A 19325-nucleotide genomic window follows, 5' to 3' on the forward strand; every position below is an offset into this window, starting at 1 on the left:
GACGTCCGTATCTCATGCGCACCAAGCCCGCCGACCAGACTCAGCTTCTCGCCGCTATTCTGCTCCAGCTCAGGGGGCAGCATGCGGTGTCACGCAGTGGTTTGGCCAAGTTGATGGGACTGTCGCCCTCCACCGTGGGTATCTATGTCGATCATCTCACTGCCATGGGTTATGTTCATGAGTCCGGCCTTGAGCAGGGTCCCATGGGTCGCCCCCAACGCAGGCTGCATCTCAACGAAAATGTCGGTTGGTTCTGTGGGGTAGAGTTCAATGCGGAGCGAGTGCAGGCGGTGCGGGTGGACTTTGCTGGTCAGCAAAGAGCGGCCGTCGCGCGGCCGCTTCCTCACCGCGTGGATACACGCACCGTTCTGGATGAAATCGCAAGAGCCGTCAATGATCTCAGCCAGATTGGCAGCGGCGAGATGCTATCTCTGGGATTTGGGGTGCCCGGTTTAGTGTCCCCCACGGAAGGCATTGCGGTCCACTATTCCTTCATTCCCGATTGGCGTCGCATCCCCATCGTCCAAGACATGCGCGCCCGTTTTCCTGGCCGTGTCAATATTACCCTGGAAAACAACCTTCGCGCCATTGCTCTCGCTGAACGCTGGTTCGGAGGGGGGCGCCAGCTCGACGACTATGTCATCCTGGGACCTCGTCGAGGCTTCGGCGTGGCCATCATGAAGAATGGGCAGCTGGTTCAAGGCGGGCATCATGCGGCTGGCGAGATTGGGCGCTGGCCTTGGCCTCTCGATTCTCGTGGTGCCGAAGTGCATGATGAACTCAGTGCACCTGCCGTTTGGCGACGCCTGACCCATTCGGCCCACCATGCGCCGCTGCCTAAAGACCTTCACACAGCTTTCCAAGCCTTTGCCACAGACGAGAGTGAGGTCTGGCACGAAATCGCCACTGACTTTGGTCGAGTGATGGGGCTGCTCCATCTGCTGCTAGATGCCAAGAGTTATTTTCTCCATGGTCCTCTCACCGCCTTAGGAGAGCGCTTTTGCCGGGAAATCGTCCGTCAGACGGTGAGATTAAACCCGGCGCTCGCACAAATGCAGCCAACCATCGTTCCTTCAAGCTTAGGCGACGAAGCAGGAGCGCTAGGGGCTGCTTGTTTAGCCATGGAGGCATGGGTTCCAGATCTCAGTTTCACCAAAATCAGCCAGCCTGCATGACCACCAAGATCCTCCAGGTGGCGATGCTGGTGGACACATCTCGCTCTTACGGTCAAGACATCGTCGCCGGAGTGAGGCGCTATGTGGCAGAGCATGGCCCTTGGTCACTCTATCTGGAACCTCGTGACCTACTTTCCAGTTATCCTGCTTGGCTGGAGCAATGGCCTGGAGATGGCATCCTCGCCCGCACGGGTGATGCCGCCATGCTTCAGCGCCTTAAAGCCACCGGCTTGCCTGTCATCGAACTGCGTGACTCCTCTCCCGATCAGCCCTTCCCCTTCGTGGGCATGGACAACAGTGAGATCGGAGTGCGCGTGGCCGTGCATCTCCGCAGTCGCGGCTTTCAGCGTTTTGCCGCCTATCTGGACCCAACGCTCGACTTCTTTCGGGAGAGGATTCAGCGTTTCACGGAAACCGTCTGTGCGGAGGGATTCGAATGCCCGGTGTTTGAAGCCTTTTCCACCAGTCAACGGCCGCGCTGGGATGAACATCAAAAAGCTCTTGGAGATTGGCTAGCCTCTTTAGAGAAGCCAGTGGGTGTCTTTGCCAGCAACGATCAGCTCGGCTTTTGGCTGCTCGATGCCGCTCGGCGGGCGGGAATCTCCGTGCCCGAAGAAGTCGCTGTGGTTGGGGCTGAAAATGACAAGCTCCTCTGTGAAACGGCTTGGCCTCCACTTTCCAGCGTTCAACTCCGCGGACAAGCGGTTGGTTATACCGCCTCCAAGATGCTGCATGAGTGGATGCTCACAGGTCAGCGCCCTCCCCAGCGCACCTTGATCCCGGCCGGCGATTTTGTGATTCGCCAATCTTCCGATATCGTGGCGGTGGAAGATCCTCGGCTTGCCAGAGCCCTCACGTTTATCCGCCAACATGCGACCGAGAACATCAGTGTGAATGATGTGGCGAGAGCTGCCGCTTTGTCTCGCAGTTCACTGGAGCGGCGCATGAAACAGCAAATCGGCCGTTCTCCAGGAGAAGAGATCAACCGCATCCGTTTTGGCCTTGTCGAGCGCTTACTCACTCAGACGGATCTCACTCTCGATGCCATTGCCGAACGCGCCGGCTTCACCCATCCGCAATACATGGCTGAAGCCTTCCGCAAACGTCATGACGAAACTCCTGGTCAATACCGCCAGCGCCGCAAAATCTGATAAACGGAAACGCAAAGACTGAACGAGATGGCCCAGCCACGCAGTTTTCATAGGCATGCGTTTCTTGATCCTTTTCTGGCTCCTATCACTGAGCATTTACGATCTTTCGGCACAGCCTAACATTGTTTACATTATCGCTGACGATCACACCTACCGAGATTTCGGTTTTATGGGAAGCCGTGAGGCTCAGACCCCTCATCTCGACAAACTGGCATCCCAATCCGCTCGCTTCGTCAACGGCTACGTCACCACGAGTCTCTGCAGCCCCTCTCTCGGTGTGATGCTGACCGGCCGCTACCCTCATCAAAGCGGCCTCACCTACAATCACCCGCCCCCTGGCAACAGCGGTTTTAACAAAATGACATCGCGTGCCGAATACGAGCTGACACGAAGCCCGGCCTTCAATCTCATTCGAAAGCAGCCCACCCTGCCCCGCACGCTTGGAGAGCTGCGTTATCGCTCGTTGCAGACGGGTAAATTTTGGGAGGGACATTTCTCCAACGCGGGTTTCACCGAAGGCATGACCCTGTTTCAGCCACGTCCAGGACAGGAATACGGAGGCAACCGTGTGCTGAAGGGAGGCGAACTCGCTGCCCATGGCAATGGCGATCACGGCTTGCAGATTGGCCGCGAAACCATGCAGCCCATTGCGGACTTCTTGGATCGCCAAAAACCGGATCAGCCTTTTTTCATCTGGTATGCACCTTTTCTGCCGCACCAGCCCCACGACTCCCCTCAGCGTTACTATGATCTTTATCAGGGCAAAGGCATCCCAGAACATCGCATCCCTTACCTCGCCTCCGTGAGCCAGTTTGATGATACCGTCGGGCTATTGATGGAAATGATCGAGTCACGTGGGCTTGCCTCAAATACTTTGATCGTCTTCCTCTCTGACAACGGCTGGACACCCAGCACCCAGCGTGAGAAAAAGCGCCCCGTAGAATTCGCTCACACCGAAGAGAGCAAGTATTCACCGTTCGAAGACGGATTGCGCACCCCCATCCTTTTCCGTTGGGATGGCCACATCAAACCAGCCACGCATGAGCAACTCGTCAGCAGTGTGGATCTCCTGCCCACGGTTTTGGAAGCGATTGGTCACCCCGCAGCCATCTCGAATCTCCCGGGCCATAGCCTATGGAAAGCGGCACTCGGCACCCCCACGCTCGAAGACAAGCCTGTGTATGGAGAGATCTATCCGGGCGACGCCAGTGCCTTGGGTCAGCCATCTCAAGACATTGCCTATCGTTGGGTCCGGCAAGGCGCTTTGAAACTGCTGATCCCGCATAGGCATCAGGGCAAACCTGCTTGGGGAAACTACCTGAACGAAGTCGCTCTCTACAACGTCGTGGAAGATCCCGAAGAAAAAAACAACCTCGCAGGCACTCACCCCGAAGAGGTCAAGCGCCTGCGGCAAATCCTGAATTCTTGGTGGAATCCGGGGGATGATTCGTCGGTCCCCCAACCCTGAAGTCAGGGCTGGAACTGGACCGTCGTGGTCACCATGGCTCCCCGCTCATCGGTGAGAGAGACGAACCAAGTGTTCGCTTCTGCGGGTGGCTGAGGAGCAGTCACCTTGCCTTCGGATACGGTCGCTTCCAGGCTTTGCCAATTCCGTTTCGATCTCAAATCTCCATCTGTGGTGTAATGAAGCTGGGCACTTTTAATCGGTGAGCTGGAAGAATAGCTAACCACCACCTGTTCTCCTACCCGTTCAGGTTTGCCTGGAACTGCAAGAGGCACCCCGCCGCGACACTTGGAGTCAATGAATAATCCGATCTCCTTGGGAGCCCAGCCCGGAGGGTGTCCGTGAGACATCTTCACCTGGATACGAATCTGCTTCTCGCCCGGCACCGCATTGAAACTCTTCATGTAACTATCCAGCGGGTAATGAATGTCATTGGTCCCATTCACAAAAAGGATGGGAACCTGACAACGCGGCAGAAGGCTGGAAGGATCGTATTCCCGAATCCAGTCCGCACGACGGTCTCCCAGCTTATCGATCGCAGGCTTTTGCACCGATTCGCCTTCAAACAAAAATCCACAGCCATACACAGGCACTGCCGCTTTAAAACGATCATCCAACGAAGCGACGAGGCAAGTCGTATAGCCTCCCCAACTGATACCGGTCACTGCGGTGTGATCCGCCTCCACTTCAGGGAAAGAGCGCAAGAGGGAATGCGCGCGGATGACACTCGCAGCGGCGTGGAAAGGCCAGTCATCCGACGTAGTGCCGCCTATGCTATCAAACTTCTCCTCATGTCCATGAAAGGGCCCACCCTTAGCCAATCGAGTGCGCAGTTTAGAATCCGACTGATGTCCTGTCGGCGCTCCCGTCTTCGCATCATAGACAGGTTCAGGAGGGCGAGATCCTGCTAAATCCATCGCGATCGCCGCATAGCCACGCTTAGCCCATAAGTAGGCCCAATCTGCGAACGCAGTGCCTCCGCCCCCGTGAATCAAAACCACCCCAGGAAACTTCGTGCCAGGTTTGGCCTCTCTCAGAGTGATCGGAGAGGCATAAAACGCAAAAACCTCCGTCGGGTTCCCCTCGAATTCCTCCCCTTCATACAAGAGCGATTGCACCGGGGCCTTTTGATCCAACCACTGCATCTTGGGAGCTTGTTTGAGCTTGTCCAGATTCCATGGACCCACCTGTTCTGCCGAGGCGAGGGTGAGAGTAGCGAAGAAGAAGGTGCATAGCAATTTCATGACAAGAGACGCTTCATAACGCGCCTTAAGCCTGCAAGCTTCGCAAATTCCGCCACACAGAAAAAGTCTGTTACCGATTTTCACCGTCCCGCGTTTGGCCAGGAGTCAGGCATTTTTCCTCACACCTATGCTCTTCTCCACCGTCTTGATGTGGTTGCTCATCGCAGCCGGTTTTGTGATCGCCCTCCCAGCATTATGGCTACTCGCTCATGGCCTATGGCCCGAAGCGGCCCAACGTCACAAAGAAGCTGCTCGACGGGGTCTTCTGAAATGTTTCCTGCTCGGACTCGCTCCCTTGCTGGGCAATGTCGTTCTCATCACTCTCTTGTCGAAGCTGCCTAAAATGGGAGCTTTTGCTGTGCTCACAGGTGGTCTCCTCATCGCTTGGGGATTCTCAGGGGCCGGAGGCATTGCCTCGCTCTTGGGAGAACGCCTGTGGCCGACGCAGGAGCCTTGGCGGCAGACGAAACAGGGCGGCTTGGTTTTGATCCTCTGTGCGTTGTTGCCCGTCGTCGGCTGGGTCGTCCTCCTTCCCACCATCGCCATCGCCGGTTGGGGCATTGTCATCCGCTCCTGGTTCATCACGGCCCCGCAGTTGGCCCCCGCTCCCGCCAGTGCCGCTGAATCACTTTCCACTGAACCTCTGCCATCACGATGAAACTGGGCCGCCGCGACTTGCTCAAATCTGCCGCCCTTGCGAGTGGCGGAGCTTCCTTAACCGGATGCGAACGTCTCACGACCGTCGTCAATCGAAAGTGGCTAGGGGAAGATGTGCCTGAAAAGCTAGTCGCGCCGGAGAATGCCGAGATTGACCCCGACTTTCATCTGCTTTCACGGGCCGCTTTTGGACCTTGGCCAGGTGACTTGAACCGCCTAAAAAACATGGGGCGCCAGGCTTGGATCGAAGAACAACTCCAGCCCGACTCGATCACGGACACAGCCTGCGACCTGAGAGCCGAACGCTTCGAATCCCTCTACTTCAGCGCCGGGGATGCGTATGAATTCCGTAAACCAGTCCTGCGAGACGAACTAACACGTCACGCTTTGCTACGTGCCATTTACAGCCGTCGCCAACTTTACGAAGTGATGGTGGAGTTTTGGACCGACCATCTCAACATAGACCTCGAAAAAGGAGACTGCATTTACCTGAAACCCAGCGATGATCGAGACGTCATCCGTAAACATGCGCTAGGCCGCTTCAGCGACCTCATCCGAGCTTCAGCGAAGTCTCCGGCGATGCTCGTTTACTTGGATGGCCGCACGAACAAAGTGCGCCGTGGCACTCAAGATCAGCCTAACGAAAATTATGCTCGGGAACTGATGGAACTCCACACCTTGGGTGTACATGGCGGTTACACCCAGGAAGATGTGCGTGAAGCCGCACGCTGTCTCACCGGTTGGACCTTTGACATCAAACGACTTTTCGCTCTCGATCAAAGCAGCGCCTATTTCCGCAAGGACTGGCATGATGACGGTGAGAAAAAGGTGCTCGGCCATGTCATCGCAGCCAGAGGAGGGCCTCAAGACTTAGATGCGCTCATCGACATCGTTTGCGCCCATCCGAGCACGGCTCGTTACATCGCTCAAAAACTTTGCCGCCGATTCGTGAGTTTGACGCCTCCTGAGTCGCTGGTGGATAAAGTGCGTGACGAATTCATTCGCACCCAAGGAGACATCCGCAGCCTGCTCCGAGTCATCCTTCAGTCGGAAGAATTCATGGCCAGCGGCGGTCAACTCATCAAAAGACCTTTCAAATTCATGGTTTCAGCGCTGCGAGCCCTCGCCGCTGATACCCAGGCCGAGAAACCCATTCTCGAACCGCTCCAACGCATGGGCCACGGACTCTTCCAGTATCCCACGGCCGACGGTTATCCCGATGATGATCTACCTTGGATGGGCACGCTCATGTGGCGCTGGAATCTGGCTCTAGCCCTGACGGCTAACCGGCAACCCGGTGCAACAGTGGATCTCAAACCCTTAAGCCGAGCCTTGACTCAGGCTGACAGTCCCTTGTCCCCCCAAAAGTGGTTCGCGCATTTCGTCGGCCGCAGTCCTACGTCAGCCGAATCGTCTGCGATCGGGTCGGCCGAAACCAGCTTGCCAACCACCATCGGCCTGATTCTCGCAAGTCCAGCCTTCCAACGCTGCTGACTCTCATGTCCTCCCTCACCCGACGCGCCCTGTTATCCAAACTCGCTTTTGCCGTCTCTGCTTCAAAGATGGAGGAGGAGAGCCATACTCTGATCCATGTCTTCCTCCGAGGGGGTGCAGACACGCTCAATCTGTGGGTTCCTTATGCGGATGACCGCTACTACCACCTACGCCCGTCATTGGCTATCAAAGCTCCAGGAACCGGTTCTGAATGCGCCATTCGTGTGAACGAACACTACGGCCTTCACCCGGCTATGAAACCGCTGGAGGCCGCATTCAAAGAAGGCAGGCTGGGCGCCGTGCAATCCGTGGGCGCGGATAACACCAGCGGCTCTCATTTTGAATGCCAGGACCAGATGGAACATGGAGACTCCATGCTAGGCATTCCTGCAGGAGGAGGCTGGCTGGGGCGTTTTCTCAGACTCCAGCCGACCATCTCTGCTTCGCCGCTTTCCGCCATCGCCATCGGCACCACCTTGCCGGAATCCCTGAGAGGCGCTCCTTCCGCCAGTGTGCTGGAACACATTGAGGATATCAGCATCCGCACGCCCGCTGGCAAAAATGAACCGGTCATCACGGCGTTAAATCAACTCTACGGAGCTGACGTGAGTTTGTTAGGCCAGCGGGGTATCGAGACATTGACTCTGTTTCGTCGTGTGGCCTCCTTGCAGCATGGCAATGATACCCCCGCTTATGGGGCAGACTATCCCAAATCGCCCTTCGGCAGCGGGCTACGTGAAATTGCCCGGCTGGTGAAAGCTCGATTGGGACTAAAGATTGCCTGCATTGATCTAGGCGGCTGGGACACGCATTTTTTTCAAGGCAACAGCAGCGGCCAGCAAGCCGAACAAATTCAAATTCTGGCCCAAGGCCTCGCAGCTTTAGAACTGGATTTAAAAGATCACCGTTCCCGCTACACCGTCATGATTACGACCGAATTCGGGCGGCGAGTTTATGAGAATGCTTCGTTAGGCACCGATCACGGGCGTGGTTTTGCTTTGATGGCATTGGGTGACCGTGTGCATGGCGGGCACGTCCTTGGAGACTGGCCCATCCAAGCTGATGATGATGTCAATCTTAACACACCAGGCCCGGGTGGACTGGTGATGGAAACCGATTATCGGCACGTGTTCGCGGAGGTCTTGCGTGGCAGCCTCGGCCTGGACCATGAGCAGGAGCATCGCCTCTTTCCTAACTTCAAGGCCAAGCCCATCGGCCTTATGAAGGCCACCACATGAGGCAGTTCAACGTTCTCCCATCCAGAGAATTGCCGTCGTTCCCTGCCCGATCGCTCCGCGCACAACGGCGGCCGTCTGGCGCTGTAAATCTCCCACCTGCACTTTGACCAAAATTCTCCGAGTGCTGCTCTGCACCGATAGAATCGAAGCCATCACCTGGGGGTCTCCAGGTATGCCCAAGATGGCGAGAGCACTCTGCAAGTCAGGCATCGGGTTATCATCCTCAGTGTTCAGAATGCCATCCCGACCGACACGCTGAGCCCGCAGATTCTGAGCGAAGCGAATATCGGCCCCCGTCACCGCAGCCACGATCTCGGGCTCAGCTTCGTTCACATCCAAAGTGCCACTGGCGTAAACGCTGAACCAATTGCGCCAATTAGGATAAAGCTCTTCCACAAGTTCCATGCCACTGACCATGGCCATCTCTTCAATGGATCGAAAGGGGCGATTGAAGGGCATCCCAGTGCGTCCATACAACTTACTTTCACCCCCTTGGACGCGACTAAAGTCATCGGTATCCACCCAGTCTAACAGCCGATCAATCAAGATATTGGCTTGTTGAACATTGAGCCCCCAATAAAGAAAAATGCGGCGCAAAGTCTCTCGATCCTCCCGCTGCAAAAGTACATTCGGATTGAGCATCCCATCCTCCCCGGTCATCTCCACAATGAAACCTTCATCCTCGGCCACCCGACGCCGCAGTAACGGATCATCAGGCTTAATGTCCGGGTTCATGGCAATCGCCAACCCAGCTTCAGCAAGCATCCGAGCGCGAAAAACTTGACGCTTCACCGCAGCCAGTTCCACATCTTGCATCAGCAGCATGGAGGTTGCCGCGACCAGGCCAATCAATAGAGCAATGACCCATAGCACAGCCAAAAGTGCAGCCCCCCGCTCACCCATACGGCGAGAAGACGGCTGAAGGCTAGGTTGGGTTAGAGACATCATCACTATTGAGTTTCTGGCAGCGGTTGACCGTCTGGGGGAGTTTCAGGGGGCGGCACGGTTCCATCCGGATTCGGCACCGGATTGTTGGGCAATCCATTCGGTTGCAGAGCCGCCCCAGAAATCGGGTTTGGCAACACAGGAGGAATCCAAAAGACCGCGCGTGTCTCGAACCCATCATCCAACTTCAAAGTCATCTCGGCGAGCATTGGACGTCGGGGCTGCTTCCAATTGTTTTCCCAGCGATTGCTGGCCGCATCATAAAATCTCCATTCAAATTGGCTGACATTATCGAGCAGCGGAATCACCTCCTGATCACGCGTATAACGCACAGTCTGATTCGTCCGAATAGCGTTGGTTTGACGGTCATCCAGCACTCTCAAGGCGACTCGTAGATAACCGCCAGGTCGTTCCTCGGCAAAGAGATCCACACTCGTATCTGGAGGCAGCGCTGAACCTGGCGTAAAGGATGAACCCCCGTTCACAAAATTCAGAGTCGGCACGTAGTTGCTACCACGCGCTTGAACGGACAAGCGAATTTCCGCTTCCCCTGGCAAGCTACGAAAAGATCGACGCAAGAACGAAATGAAGTTTTGCCGGATCAAAGAGCGATCCTGCACAGCAGCGAGATCGTTGCCCAGCTCCATGGTGCCATTCGCGATGGCGAAGATACCACCTAAAAGCAAAACAAAGGCTCCCAACGCAACGACGATCTCGAGGAGTGTAAATCCTGCCGCCGAAGAGGGTTGTTTGGAGAGGTGCACGTTCATGACTTTAAAACCTCAATTCACCGGCAGGAAGGCCCCTGCGTAGCGATAAGTCTCCGCCTGAAGCTCAAAGGGACCGCTGCCATCGTCCCAACGCGCCACCACCAAAACTCGAAAGGTATTCTGTAAGAACCGTCCGTCCTGATTTTGCAGATCCTTCACCTGCTCAATCAAAACCCGATAAGCCACCCCATCCGCACCTGGTTTGATTTGCTCATCCATCTCACGGATCTGGGGCATCTTACCGTATTCATCGATGAGTGATTCCAAACTCTGCTCGATCTCCAAAAGTTGCTGGGACTCCGTGCCCGCATCAGCGATTTGATTGATCGTGCCAACGAGAGCCAGAGCCGCAATACTAAAAACCGCCAGAGCCAAGACGATCTCCAGGAGGGTCAAACCCGCGCGACGTCGGGTGGCATGGATTTGATCACGAAACGTTTTCATGGTTAGTCCACCGAAGTACCTGTTAGAGGATGAAATTTGAGTTCGCGAAAACCCGCTGGAGACTCAAATCGAACCTTGATGGGCTCACAGATTCCTTGTTCTCCGAAACGCCAAAAATGGCCTTCAGCTTTTTCCCAATTTCGGCCTCCCATACGATGGATCAGCACCTTCATGCCTGAAGGCACTGCATAATAAGACCCCTCAGGCACCGTTGAGCCGAGGATTTCGAACCCCTTTTTATCAAATGCGATGGTCATGGCCCGCTGCTGCAACACCGACGCATGAATCGCAAATCTGGACATTTGAGTCAGTTTCTGAGCCGGTTGCTCAAAGGGGTCTTGGTCATCCAAAACCGCGAAGCTGGCAAACCCGATACCGATCACCAGCACCATGATGCTTAAGACCACAACAATCTCAAGCATCGTGAAACCCGCGCGCTTGATATGGTAAGGCGTGAGTTTCATGACGTCGACCAGCATCTTTAGTTAGGCCCGATTAATCAGCGGAGACATCATCGTTACCCTCTTTCTTATCGGGACCCCAGGAGTAGATCTCATAGGCCTTACCGTTCTTGCCGGGTGTCCGGTATTGAAACTTCGTTCCCCAGGGATCGAGGATACCGTTTTCTTCAATGAGCTTCCGTTTCACCCGGGCATTCCCTGGAGGTGTTACAAGATCTTCGAGTTTACTAGGCAGGCTCCGATTCAGCGTCTTGTACTGTTGGATCGCCGTCTTCACCGTATTCATCTGAGCATCCGCTGCCGTGAATTTGGCGTTCTCGTCCACTTCACCCAAGGTCACGGCTCCAATAGCAATCAGCAACGCAATGATAGCCAGCACCAACATCATTTCCATCAGTGTGAAGGCGGCGTGAAGAGGAGACTTCGACAGCGTGGAGCGGCGGTTCTGTAGGGTGACAAGGCTAATTTTCATAGATGGTTAGGTTCGAAAGGATGCAGCAGCATCTGTGGGGTTGGAGTGCCGAAGAGGGGAAAACGTTCGTCTTTAGTGGCGCGTAGTCGCGGATTTCTCAACCGCGTGATTTCAAAGCAGACACAGTCTGGAAAATGACGGAAATCATCATGTAAGCCATGACGCCGACAAGGGCCGCCATGACAAGAATGATCACGGGTTGCAGCAAAGCCATCACCTTTTCCAGGCTCTTGCTGAGTTCACGACCACAGCGGTCGGCTGTGCGGCGCAGCGTGCCACTCAGATCACCCGTATGCTCACCGATTCGCACCATCTCCAAAAGCTTCAGTGGGAACAGCTCCGTCTTCTCAAGCCCCCGCGAAAGCGAAGCACCATCACGAACACTGGCGATCACATGTTCGAGCTGTTTTTGCACATAGAGATTCGTGGAGACTCGTGACGCTAGCTCCAGCCCCTTCAACAAGGGCAGGCCACCGCCGGACAAACTGGCGAGTGTTTCCAGGAACTGCGTGTGGAAGCTGGTCAGGAGCACGTTGCCAATCAAAGGCACCCGCAATCGGGTTTTATCCCAAACGGGACGGCCGGTTTTAGAACGCATCCACACGCCAAAGCTGAGCGCCATCAAGGCAATCACAGCGAGAATCAGCCACCAGTAGTTACGGGTAAAATCCGAGATGGCCATGACGATCTGGATTCCCTTCGGCACGCCACCCTTCATGCGCGACATCATCATGCTCAGACGCGGGATCAGGAAAGTCGTGAAAAGCACCGTCACACCAATGGCTGACACAAAAAGGAATCCAGGGTAAATGAGTGCGACCGCGACTTGGCTACGCATCTCCCTCACACTGGCAAGATACAGAGCCTGCCGACGCATAGCCTCTGCCAAGGACCCGCCCGCCTCACCTGCTGCTGCGACTGAACAATACAACTCACCAAATGAAGGGGATGCCCTGCGCAGAGCACTGCTAAAGGGATGCCCTTCACGAATCATATTCCCTAAGCGACGGGCAATCCGGCTGTGAGTCCCTGTCGTGCCTTTGCCTTCCATGAGTTTCAAGGCGGCCTCCAGACGCATCCCTGCCTCAAGCAGTTCCGCCAGTTCCTCAGTAAAAAGCTGAATTTGCCCGTTGCTCAGTTTGATGGGAGCATCCTCGTCCACCGTCTGAGCCGAGGTTTTCTTCTGACTGCTGCTTTTGATCACCCCTTTACCCGCAGCTTCGCTGATCTTGAAAGGCTGCAAGCCCTTCCCATTCAGCTGCCGGGTCGCCGAGGCACGATCCGGTGCCTCGATGGTTCCTGACACATCGCGGCCTGCGGCATCGGTGGCTTGGTAGGCAAAGTTAGGCATGGAAGACGTCAGACAAGCACAGCCCGCGTTCGTTGCAAAGACGTTGTCAGATTGTGTCAGGTTCTTTGCGACGAGAATGTCACCCTGCGCAGCCAAATTCCAGCAAATCATAGGGATCGCCCTCGCTCAGCCCCTGCTCTAGCCATCGCCACCCCCTTTTCTGATAAAACTCACGTGCCCGACGGTTGGCACAGACGCACTTCAGTCGCCAAGGCGGAGACACGTGTTGAATCAATCCCTCCAACAGAAGGGTGCCGACGCCCACTCCTTGATAGCGAGGGTGAACAAAGAGTAGATGAATGAAAGCATCGGGCTCCCAAACGGAAATGAAACCCAACACCTCCTTTTCGATCTCGACCACGAACTGCCTTTCCCCCGCTGAATCACGATGGAAATCGGCTGCTGCTTGAGCTTTTGTCGGCATCCAATCCGCACCTTCAATGCAGAGTCGATAGATCTCAGCCATGGCATCATGATCCTGAGAAACGGCTTCACGAAAGAGGGAGCGAGTCTGCACTCGGTTTCATGCGCTGAAAACGTCAGAGTTGCGACAGGAAGTTCCCATGCTTTCCGTCTTTCTCTTCTCATGTTTGCCCTTCGTCTTCTTACCAGCTTCCTCCTCGTCACGGCGACAGTCCAGGCCCAGTCTCCTGAAATCAAGATCGTCTCGGACCTGTCCTATAAGCACGGAGACCAACTCACGCCTTATGAGACGGAACGCTGCAAGCTGGATCTTTACTTACCCACCGGTGTCAAAGACTTCCCCACCTTGGTTTGGCTCCATGGCGGCGGGCTTACCGCGGGCAGCAAGGATGGAAAGCAGCAGCCCCCGATTGCACGCCACTTTGCTGAGCAAGGCATCGCCATGGCGGTCGTGAATTACCGTCTGAGCCCCCACGCGACTTACCCAGCTTATCTTGAAGACTCCGCTGCCGCCTTTGCCTGGGTTGAGAAGCACATTGCCGAGTATGGTGGGGCTATGAATCGCGTCTTCCTGGGCGGACATTCTGCAGGAGCTTACCTCACCCTGATGGTGAGCATGGATGATCAGTATCTGAAAGCATCAGGCTCTGACATCAGTCACATCGCGGGGATCGTCCCCGTCGCAGGACAAACACTCACGCACTTCACCATCCGCATCGAACGTGGATTACCGAAAGACCAGATCATTGCGGATGCAGCCTCACCTCTCTATCACGTCCGTAAAGACGCGCCTCCCATGCTCATTCTTTACGCAGAGAAAGACATGGCCATGAGAGCCGAAGAAAATGAATTGCTAGCCGCCGCCCTGCGCCACGCGGGACATTCCAAGCTAACGGTCAAGATGATCCAAGATCGCGATCATGGTTCCGTGGCTCATGACATGGCCAACACTGACGACGATGCTTTCGCCGAGGTCCTGAATTTTATTCAACAGGCGAAGGTGGAGTGAACTGACGCTTCTCCAATGCCGCAAGCTCCAGCACGCGCAATGTGTCACGGACATTGGTGTCCAAGTCCATTGCGTGGGTGCAAGAGACGGGTCGAGCTTCGGGGCGTGTCATCCAGAAGCGGACCGCCTTCTCCAAGGCATCTGTATCCTCAGGATGCTTTAGCACGTGACCATTCACTCCTTCAGTGAGCCATTCGGCCGCGCCGTTATAACCACTGGTGATCACAGGTAAGCCACTGGCAAGTGCCTCCGGCACCACATTGGAGCTGGGCTCATAGATCGGCAAAAAGGTGAGCAGATCCGCAGCAGCGTAGGCCTCCTCGACCTCACGCACCGGGCCCGCCAGGATCACGTTGGCGGGCACAGGACCTCTGAGCTTGCCTTTTCCTACCACCAGCAGCTTTACCTGCGGCTCTTTAGGTCCCAACCGCTCCATGAGTTTGAGCAGAAAGTTCAGTCCTTTTCGCTCCCAACCCGACCCAACGAAGAGCAGTGTAAAATCTGTGTCCTGAAGACCGAATCGTTGACGGGCCTTGGCGCGATCCACCCCCTGAAAACGTCCTGGATTGATACCATTACGGATCAAGTGAATGCGTTCTGCTGGGAAGCCAAATTCACGAATGATTTCTCGCTTCACCATCTCTGAGTTCACGATGATGTGGCGGGTTAAAATCGGATCAAAGGTGCGCCGCTCCAGCGCCATCATGTTGCTGTGAAATGCCCCCAAGCCCACAAACGGACGCCGCCACCAGGAAGCGTATTGCCGCCGCTGGTCCAACCAGACTTTGTGCACACCATCGCCCGCCCGATAAACATCCTGCGATACCGTCCGCTCCAGACTAAAAACGACGTCGAAGTCGAGAGGAGCCATCATCCTGGCGACGGTTTCAGCGAATCGGACAGGCCGCAGAGAGCGTGGAGCTTTCATAGGCACGCGATGCAGAGTCACGGCTTCCGGGCTCCCCTCCCAGTGCTCCGCATACAGATGCACCTCATGCTGACCTGCAACGAGGCCTGAAATCAAGCGCTGGAGGTATAACTCCGCTCCTCCCGTGGCTGAATATTGACGCCGGATCAACGCGATCTTCATGGAGCCGTCGCGTGCAGCGCATCTGCCAAACTGAAAGGAGAGGAAGCCAGAGGTGGCGGCGCTACCGCCTGCGGGCTCGAAACCGCGGCGAGCTGAGCGACGGCCGATTTAGCCAGGGCTTGAATCTGATGGGGGGGCGCATTGTCATCGTGCTCAAGGATCAATACCCCCTGCTCGACCAGAAGAAGGCTCAAACAACTCCGAATGCCTCGCAGTGTCACCCACTGCACGGGTGCCACCCCCACACGAATCGCCAACTCATTCCCAGCAGCATGCACCGCATGCGCGAGGGCCGCGACGCTAACCGGATCTGTGGACAAGGTCCCACTCAAGGGAGTGACATGCCCATCAGGATGAATGAGTGCGGAAATCAAAATGAAAACGAGAAGGGTTTGACGATACTGAAATTAGGAAACCGCAGCCATCTGCCGCTCCGACTTTCCATGTTGTGACCGAAACTGGGCCAAGACAGCCTGTGAAATGGCATTGAGCGTCGCCAAAATATTCCGCCCCCCCCGGGCATCAGCTTCAAAACTGAGCCATGGAACAGGTCGATTATTCAGGAGAAACTCCAGATACTCCACAGGGGCTGCATTGGGGAGATCACGCTTGTTATACTGGAGCACCAGGGGCAAGCGATCAAGAGAACTGCCATTGAGGCGTAGATTGGCTTCCAAAGCCTGGAAAGCCAATACGTTATCGCGTTGGCGATCAAGCTGGCTATCGGCGACAAACACCACCCCATCGGCCTGCCGTAGAACGAGCTGAAGGGTCGCATTGTAAGTCACCTGTCCCGGCACTGTGTAAAGATGAAAGGAGGTCTTGTATCCAGGGATTGCGGCGCTCTCTACGCTGAGGAAGTCAAAGAACAGCGTCCGGTCCTGGGCGGTTGAGAGGCTGACGAGATCACTCCGCCCCTGTGGGTCGAGCTTGGCGTGGATCTGGTGAAGATTCGCCGTTTTACCACTCAACGGCGTGCCGCAATAGACGATCTTAAAATTGACCGTCTTTTGATCGGGGTGAATGGAAGGCATGAGAAGAACGCTAAATTCAGTCTAGCATTCGGGAAAGCTCGCGTGCAATCAAGGTTATCTTATCACGAAGTCCCAAGGATGGGTCCGCATCGTGCAAGACACCCAAAATGGCACCTTCAGGAAAACAGAAGGTCATCAGGCGATCTCCCGAGGTAAGCGTAAAAGTTTCCGCACCTTCAATCCCAATCAACGGTGCAAGAGACCGGAGGTGATGCGCGAGGTCTATGGCCTGTTTTTGGAACTCTCGCGCCTGAGGCTTATGAGCTCCAGCATGGGAGATGGCATGATCGCCATGCAGGCAAACACAAGCCGCAATGCCGGGTAACGAGCAGACCATTTCCACCACCCGCTGCGGAGTCAGGTCCTCGTCGGAGCCCAGAAGAGCACGCAGGAGAATCTGATCCGGATTGGATTCATGGGACTGGATACCCAGAGCTGGACTTGCCGGCCGGGCACTCGACCGCGAGGTCCCCGGTGGCGAAATGACCGTGCGGCGTTTCTGGGGAGCAACTTCCTTAGAAGACTCTGAAGTAGGCGGGATGAAAGGCTGTTTGCGAAGAGGCGGTGGCTCATCGTCCTCGGGCACATCCACAACGGTTGTCGCCGCTTTCCCTGTGAAGGGATTGGTTACCGGGATCGCAGGGGCGGGGGGAACTTGAGCCACACTTTCTTGTGTAAAGCCGCCCATGAGTTCAGCACTGCTGAATCCTTCAGACGGAGCCTCGGTCTTCAGAGGCGCACGAAATGGCGAAGCAGCCGTAAAGGGAGGAGTAAACTGAGGAGTCGCAGGAGGGGGCTCCACAGCCGACGGAGGAAAAGCCTCAGTCACTGGTTCAGCCACAGGCTCCACCGTTGGCGAAGACGAGGGAATGGACTGAGCAAAGGGATTGGTAATCGGCGCCGCACCCGTCGGAAATCCAGGCATCCCAGAGGGTTGAAAAGTGGGAGCCATCGCCGATGCCGCAGGGGCAAAGGTCGGCGGCGGGGACGGGGTGCTGAAGAGCGGAGCCCCAGGCGCACTGGCGGGGAGATTCGGTGGGAGCGGCGGTGCCTCAGATTGGCCTGCTGTTGCAAATAACGACGCCTGAGGAGCAGGTGCCTCCACTGGAGACGAGGGAGGTGCCGCGAAAGCCTGGGGTTGTGCCGGAGGTTCCACCCGCATCACCGGGGCGGCAGGTGCCGATGCCGGAGAATGGCCCAAGCTGGCGAGATTCGGCAGCGTGGGAGGAGCATTTCCTGCCAAGGCGGCATTGACCTGCTCGGGTGGAATGCGCACCTGAAAATCACGCTTTGCATGATTCAAAACATTGCGGAAACCTACATCATTGATGCCATCGATCAGGAGACCGAGTTCGGCCAGCGGAGAGGGGGATTCAGCCCACTGCTTCACCGTCGGCACCGGAATACTCGTCATGATCCATGACGGCACCATGACCGGGTCAAACCCGAGTTCCGCCACACTGTAACCCCGCAAAAGAACCGCTAGGCCGACACGCACCGTCGGCCCTCCACCCGTACCAGCACCTGCCAGCGAGCTCGAAAAAAAAGTCCCTGCTGCCTTTGCCGGGGCATCAGGAGCAGGCTGGCCTGTCGGCACGGCCTTGGCCCCAAACAAACTGGTTAGCGGAGATGGAGCCGGACCCGATGCCGAAGGCCCCTCGACCGGTGCAGGTGCGCCCCCCTGCGATGCGAAAGGAGATGCCGGTAGCCCTGCCACAGCCCCAGGCGAAGGCACGCTGAAAGGAGAAGCGGATGGGGAGGCTGGAGCGAAGGCCTGAGCCGCCGGAACCGAAAATGGGGAAGCAGGCAGCGCCAACGGTTCTGGCCCCCTTGGCGGTTCAGCAGGTTTCATGACGGCGAATGGAGATGCCTGAGACGCACCTCCCGCAGTTCCATGATGTGCACTCTCCGCACTGACAGTAAACGGGCTGGTCGGGAAAACAGGCATCCCCTGGCCGAGGGCAGGCGCCGCAGCATTTCCAGGTAAAGACAGGGATGGCGCTGCGTCACGCGGCACATCCGCCAACGGAGGTGGAGGACCGTTGCGCCTGGGAGGTAAAGAAGTGCCCACGCCGCCCTGCGGCATCTCTCCCGCAGGAGGTTGTGTTGGCGCAGCCATTCCGAAGGGACTTGCGGGTGTCGTTTGCGCCAATCCAAACGGCGATGCAGGGGATGGGGCTGCGGGTGCCGCTTCTCCGTTCATGGGTTGCTGAGCACTGGCAATCAATCTTGGCAGCTTGGAAGCAGGCAGCGGAACCAACCGTGGATCTTGCGGGGACACGGGGGACAAAAACAGCGCGGGGCAGACGCGGTAAATCTCGAAGATGGGCAAGGCCGCCTGACCACTACGAAGAGCGGCATCCAGCACTTGAGCAGAAATGGCCACCGGCTGATCAGGAGCCAATCCATTCACGCGAGCAAGCTCTGGAGGAAGCTGGGGGAGCACGTCACTCACCGTCAGGGGCGCATTCGCGATTCCTCCCGACTGGACAGCAAAAGGAGAAGCCTGCACGGGAGCCGCTTGCAAGGACTCTCCTGAAAGCGTCCGAAACAAGGGCCCTGCTGTCGCAAAAGCCGACTGAGCATTCAATGGCGGAGCCTGCGCAGTGCTAGCATCCATACCCATGCCACCACCTGCCCAGCCACTCGCATCAGGAGCAGAAGTCCCAGCTTGACCTTGCGGATCAAGAGATGGCTGAAACATGCTGCGGAACGAAAAGCCCATCGGGAGGAAAACTGGGTAGGGGTATAGACGTCGCAGTTAGAAGTCTAGAAACACTAGAAAAGCATACCTAAAACCCTGCCGCCACGCTATTCGCATAAGATAATAATCAACAGCTCTTAAGTCCAGTGTTTCATGCGTGAGAATTTATTCGTGCCCTTACACCTTGGTTTCTTGGTG

At 56.2% G+C, this 19325-nt stretch carries 19 protein-coding genes; 7 read left to right on the plus strand and 12 right to left on the minus strand.

All coding sequences use genetic code 11. The features are described 5' to 3' along the window. Positions 1-14 precede the first annotated feature (14 nt). The 3 genes from B5D61_RS03755 to B5D61_RS03765 are packed head-to-tail and all read left to right on the plus strand — an operon-like array spanning position 15 to position 3794. Positions 15-1175 carry an ROK family protein gene (locus tag B5D61_RS03755; protein WP_078811961.1) on the plus strand — a complete coding sequence of 387 codons (1161 nt, stop codon included), beginning with the start codon at positions 15-17 and terminating at the stop codon, positions 1173-1175. After that, entirely contained in the window at positions 1172-2326 is a 1155-nt protein-coding gene (locus B5D61_RS03760) for an AraC family transcriptional regulator (RefSeq protein WP_078811962.1), read from the plus strand. The genes B5D61_RS03755 and B5D61_RS03760 overlap by 4 nt, the downstream gene beginning before the upstream one ends. 55 nt (positions 2327-2381) lie before the next feature. Further along, the gene (locus B5D61_RS03765) at positions 2382-3794 is read left to right on the plus strand and encodes a sulfatase family protein (RefSeq protein WP_078811963.1); all 1413 of its coding nucleotides are present in this window, start codon (positions 2382-2384) and stop codon (positions 3792-3794) included. A gap of 2 nt (positions 3795-3796) precedes the next feature. Here the strand turns inward: B5D61_RS03765 and B5D61_RS03770 are convergent, their stop codons facing one another. Next, the gene (locus B5D61_RS03770; protein ID WP_078811964.1) at positions 3797-5035 is read right to left on the minus strand and encodes an alpha/beta hydrolase family protein; all 1239 of its coding nucleotides are present in this window, start codon (positions 5033-5035) and stop codon (positions 3797-3799) included. A 127-nt stretch (positions 5036-5162) separates the two neighbouring features. Here B5D61_RS03770 and B5D61_RS03775 point away from each other — a divergent pair, with 127 nt between their 5' ends. Genes B5D61_RS03775 through B5D61_RS03785 form a run of 3 tightly spaced genes read left to right on the plus strand, consistent with a single transcriptional unit; the run spans position 5163 to position 8424 of the window. Then, the gene (locus B5D61_RS03775) at positions 5163-5693 is read left to right on the plus strand and encodes a hypothetical protein (RefSeq protein WP_078811965.1); all 531 of its coding nucleotides are present in this window, start codon (positions 5163-5165) and stop codon (positions 5691-5693) included. Continuing rightward, a complete protein-coding gene (locus tag B5D61_RS03780; RefSeq protein WP_078811966.1) occupies positions 5690-7186 on the plus strand; it encodes a DUF1800 domain-containing protein in 1497 nt (498 codons plus the stop codon). Before B5D61_RS03775 ends, B5D61_RS03780 begins: the two co-directional genes overlap by 4 nt. Before the next feature lie 5 nt (positions 7187-7191). Beyond that, entirely contained in the window at positions 7192-8424 is a 1233-nt protein-coding gene (locus B5D61_RS03785; RefSeq protein ID WP_078811967.1) for a DUF1501 domain-containing protein, read from the plus strand. 6 nt (positions 8425-8430) lie between these two features. On the opposite strand, the gene B5D61_RS03790 is transcribed toward B5D61_RS03785, so the two are convergent. From B5D61_RS03790 to B5D61_RS03820, 7 genes are all read right to left on the minus strand, one after another. Next, positions 8431-9372 (minus strand): type II secretion system minor pseudopilin, encoded by a 942-nt coding sequence (locus B5D61_RS03790; RefSeq protein ID WP_078811968.1) that lies wholly within the window; start codon positions 9370-9372, stop codon positions 8431-8433. Between the two features lie 2 nt (positions 9373-9374). Further along, positions 9375-10139: a type II secretion system protein GspJ gene (locus B5D61_RS03795; RefSeq protein WP_078811969.1), complete on the minus strand. Its 765-nt coding sequence runs from the start codon at positions 10137-10139 to the stop codon at positions 9375-9377. Between the two features lie 12 nt (positions 10140-10151). Beyond that, the gene (locus tag B5D61_RS03800; protein ID WP_078811970.1) at positions 10152-10583 is read right to left on the minus strand and encodes a PulJ/GspJ family protein; all 432 of its coding nucleotides are present in this window, start codon (positions 10581-10583) and stop codon (positions 10152-10154) included. 2 nt (positions 10584-10585) lie between these two features. After that, positions 10586-11047: a type II secretion system protein gene (locus tag B5D61_RS03805; RefSeq protein ID WP_176159208.1), complete on the minus strand. Its 462-nt coding sequence runs from the start codon at positions 11045-11047 to the stop codon at positions 10586-10588. 31 nt (positions 11048-11078) lie between these two features. Further along, positions 11079-11516, minus strand: a complete 438-nt coding sequence (locus B5D61_RS03810) for a type II secretion system protein GspG (RefSeq protein WP_078811972.1) — start codon at positions 11514-11516, stop codon at positions 11079-11081. Between the two features lie 97 nt (positions 11517-11613). Continuing rightward, entirely contained in the window at positions 11614-12978 is a 1365-nt protein-coding gene (locus B5D61_RS03815) for a type II secretion system F family protein (RefSeq protein ID WP_078811973.1), read from the minus strand. Further along, on the minus strand, positions 12947-13333 hold the full coding sequence (locus tag B5D61_RS03820) for a GNAT family N-acetyltransferase (RefSeq protein WP_139373043.1): 387 nt from the start codon (positions 13331-13333) through the stop codon (positions 12947-12949). Before B5D61_RS03820 ends, B5D61_RS03815 begins: the two co-directional genes overlap by 32 nt. 120 nt (positions 13334-13453) lie before the next feature. Here B5D61_RS03820 and B5D61_RS03825 point away from each other — a divergent pair, with 120 nt between their 5' ends. Further along, positions 13454-14299, plus strand: coding sequence for an alpha/beta hydrolase (locus B5D61_RS03825; protein WP_078811975.1), 846 nt, complete (start codon positions 13454-13456; stop codon positions 14297-14299). Here B5D61_RS03825 and B5D61_RS03830 read toward each other — a convergent pair. The 4 genes from B5D61_RS03830 to B5D61_RS03845 are packed head-to-tail and all read right to left on the minus strand — an operon-like array spanning position 14274 to position 19127. Further along, positions 14274-15389 carry a glycosyltransferase family 4 protein gene (locus tag B5D61_RS03830; protein ID WP_078811976.1) on the minus strand — a complete coding sequence of 372 codons (1116 nt, stop codon included), beginning with the start codon at positions 15387-15389 and terminating at the stop codon, positions 14274-14276. The two genes, B5D61_RS03825 and B5D61_RS03830, sit on opposite strands and share 26 nt — an antisense overlap. Beyond that, positions 15386-15763 carry a hypothetical protein gene (locus B5D61_RS03835; RefSeq protein ID WP_078811977.1) on the minus strand — a complete coding sequence of 126 codons (378 nt, stop codon included), beginning with the start codon at positions 15761-15763 and terminating at the stop codon, positions 15386-15388. Before B5D61_RS03835 ends, B5D61_RS03830 begins: the two co-directional genes overlap by 4 nt. 33 nt (positions 15764-15796) lie before the next feature. Then, a complete protein-coding gene (locus tag B5D61_RS03840) occupies positions 15797-16423 on the minus strand; it encodes a GTP-binding protein (protein ID WP_078811978.1) in 627 nt (208 codons plus the stop codon). Positions 16424-16439: 16 nt separating this feature from the next. Further along, positions 16440-19127, minus strand: coding sequence for a hypothetical protein (locus tag B5D61_RS03845; RefSeq protein ID WP_139373046.1), 2688 nt, complete (start codon positions 19125-19127; stop codon positions 16440-16442). Between the last annotated feature and the right edge of the window lie 198 nt (positions 19128-19325).

The organism is Prosthecobacter debontii, assembly GCF_900167535.1.
Taxonomy (GTDB): domain Bacteria; phylum Verrucomicrobiota; class Verrucomicrobiia; order Verrucomicrobiales; family Verrucomicrobiaceae; genus Prosthecobacter; species Prosthecobacter debontii.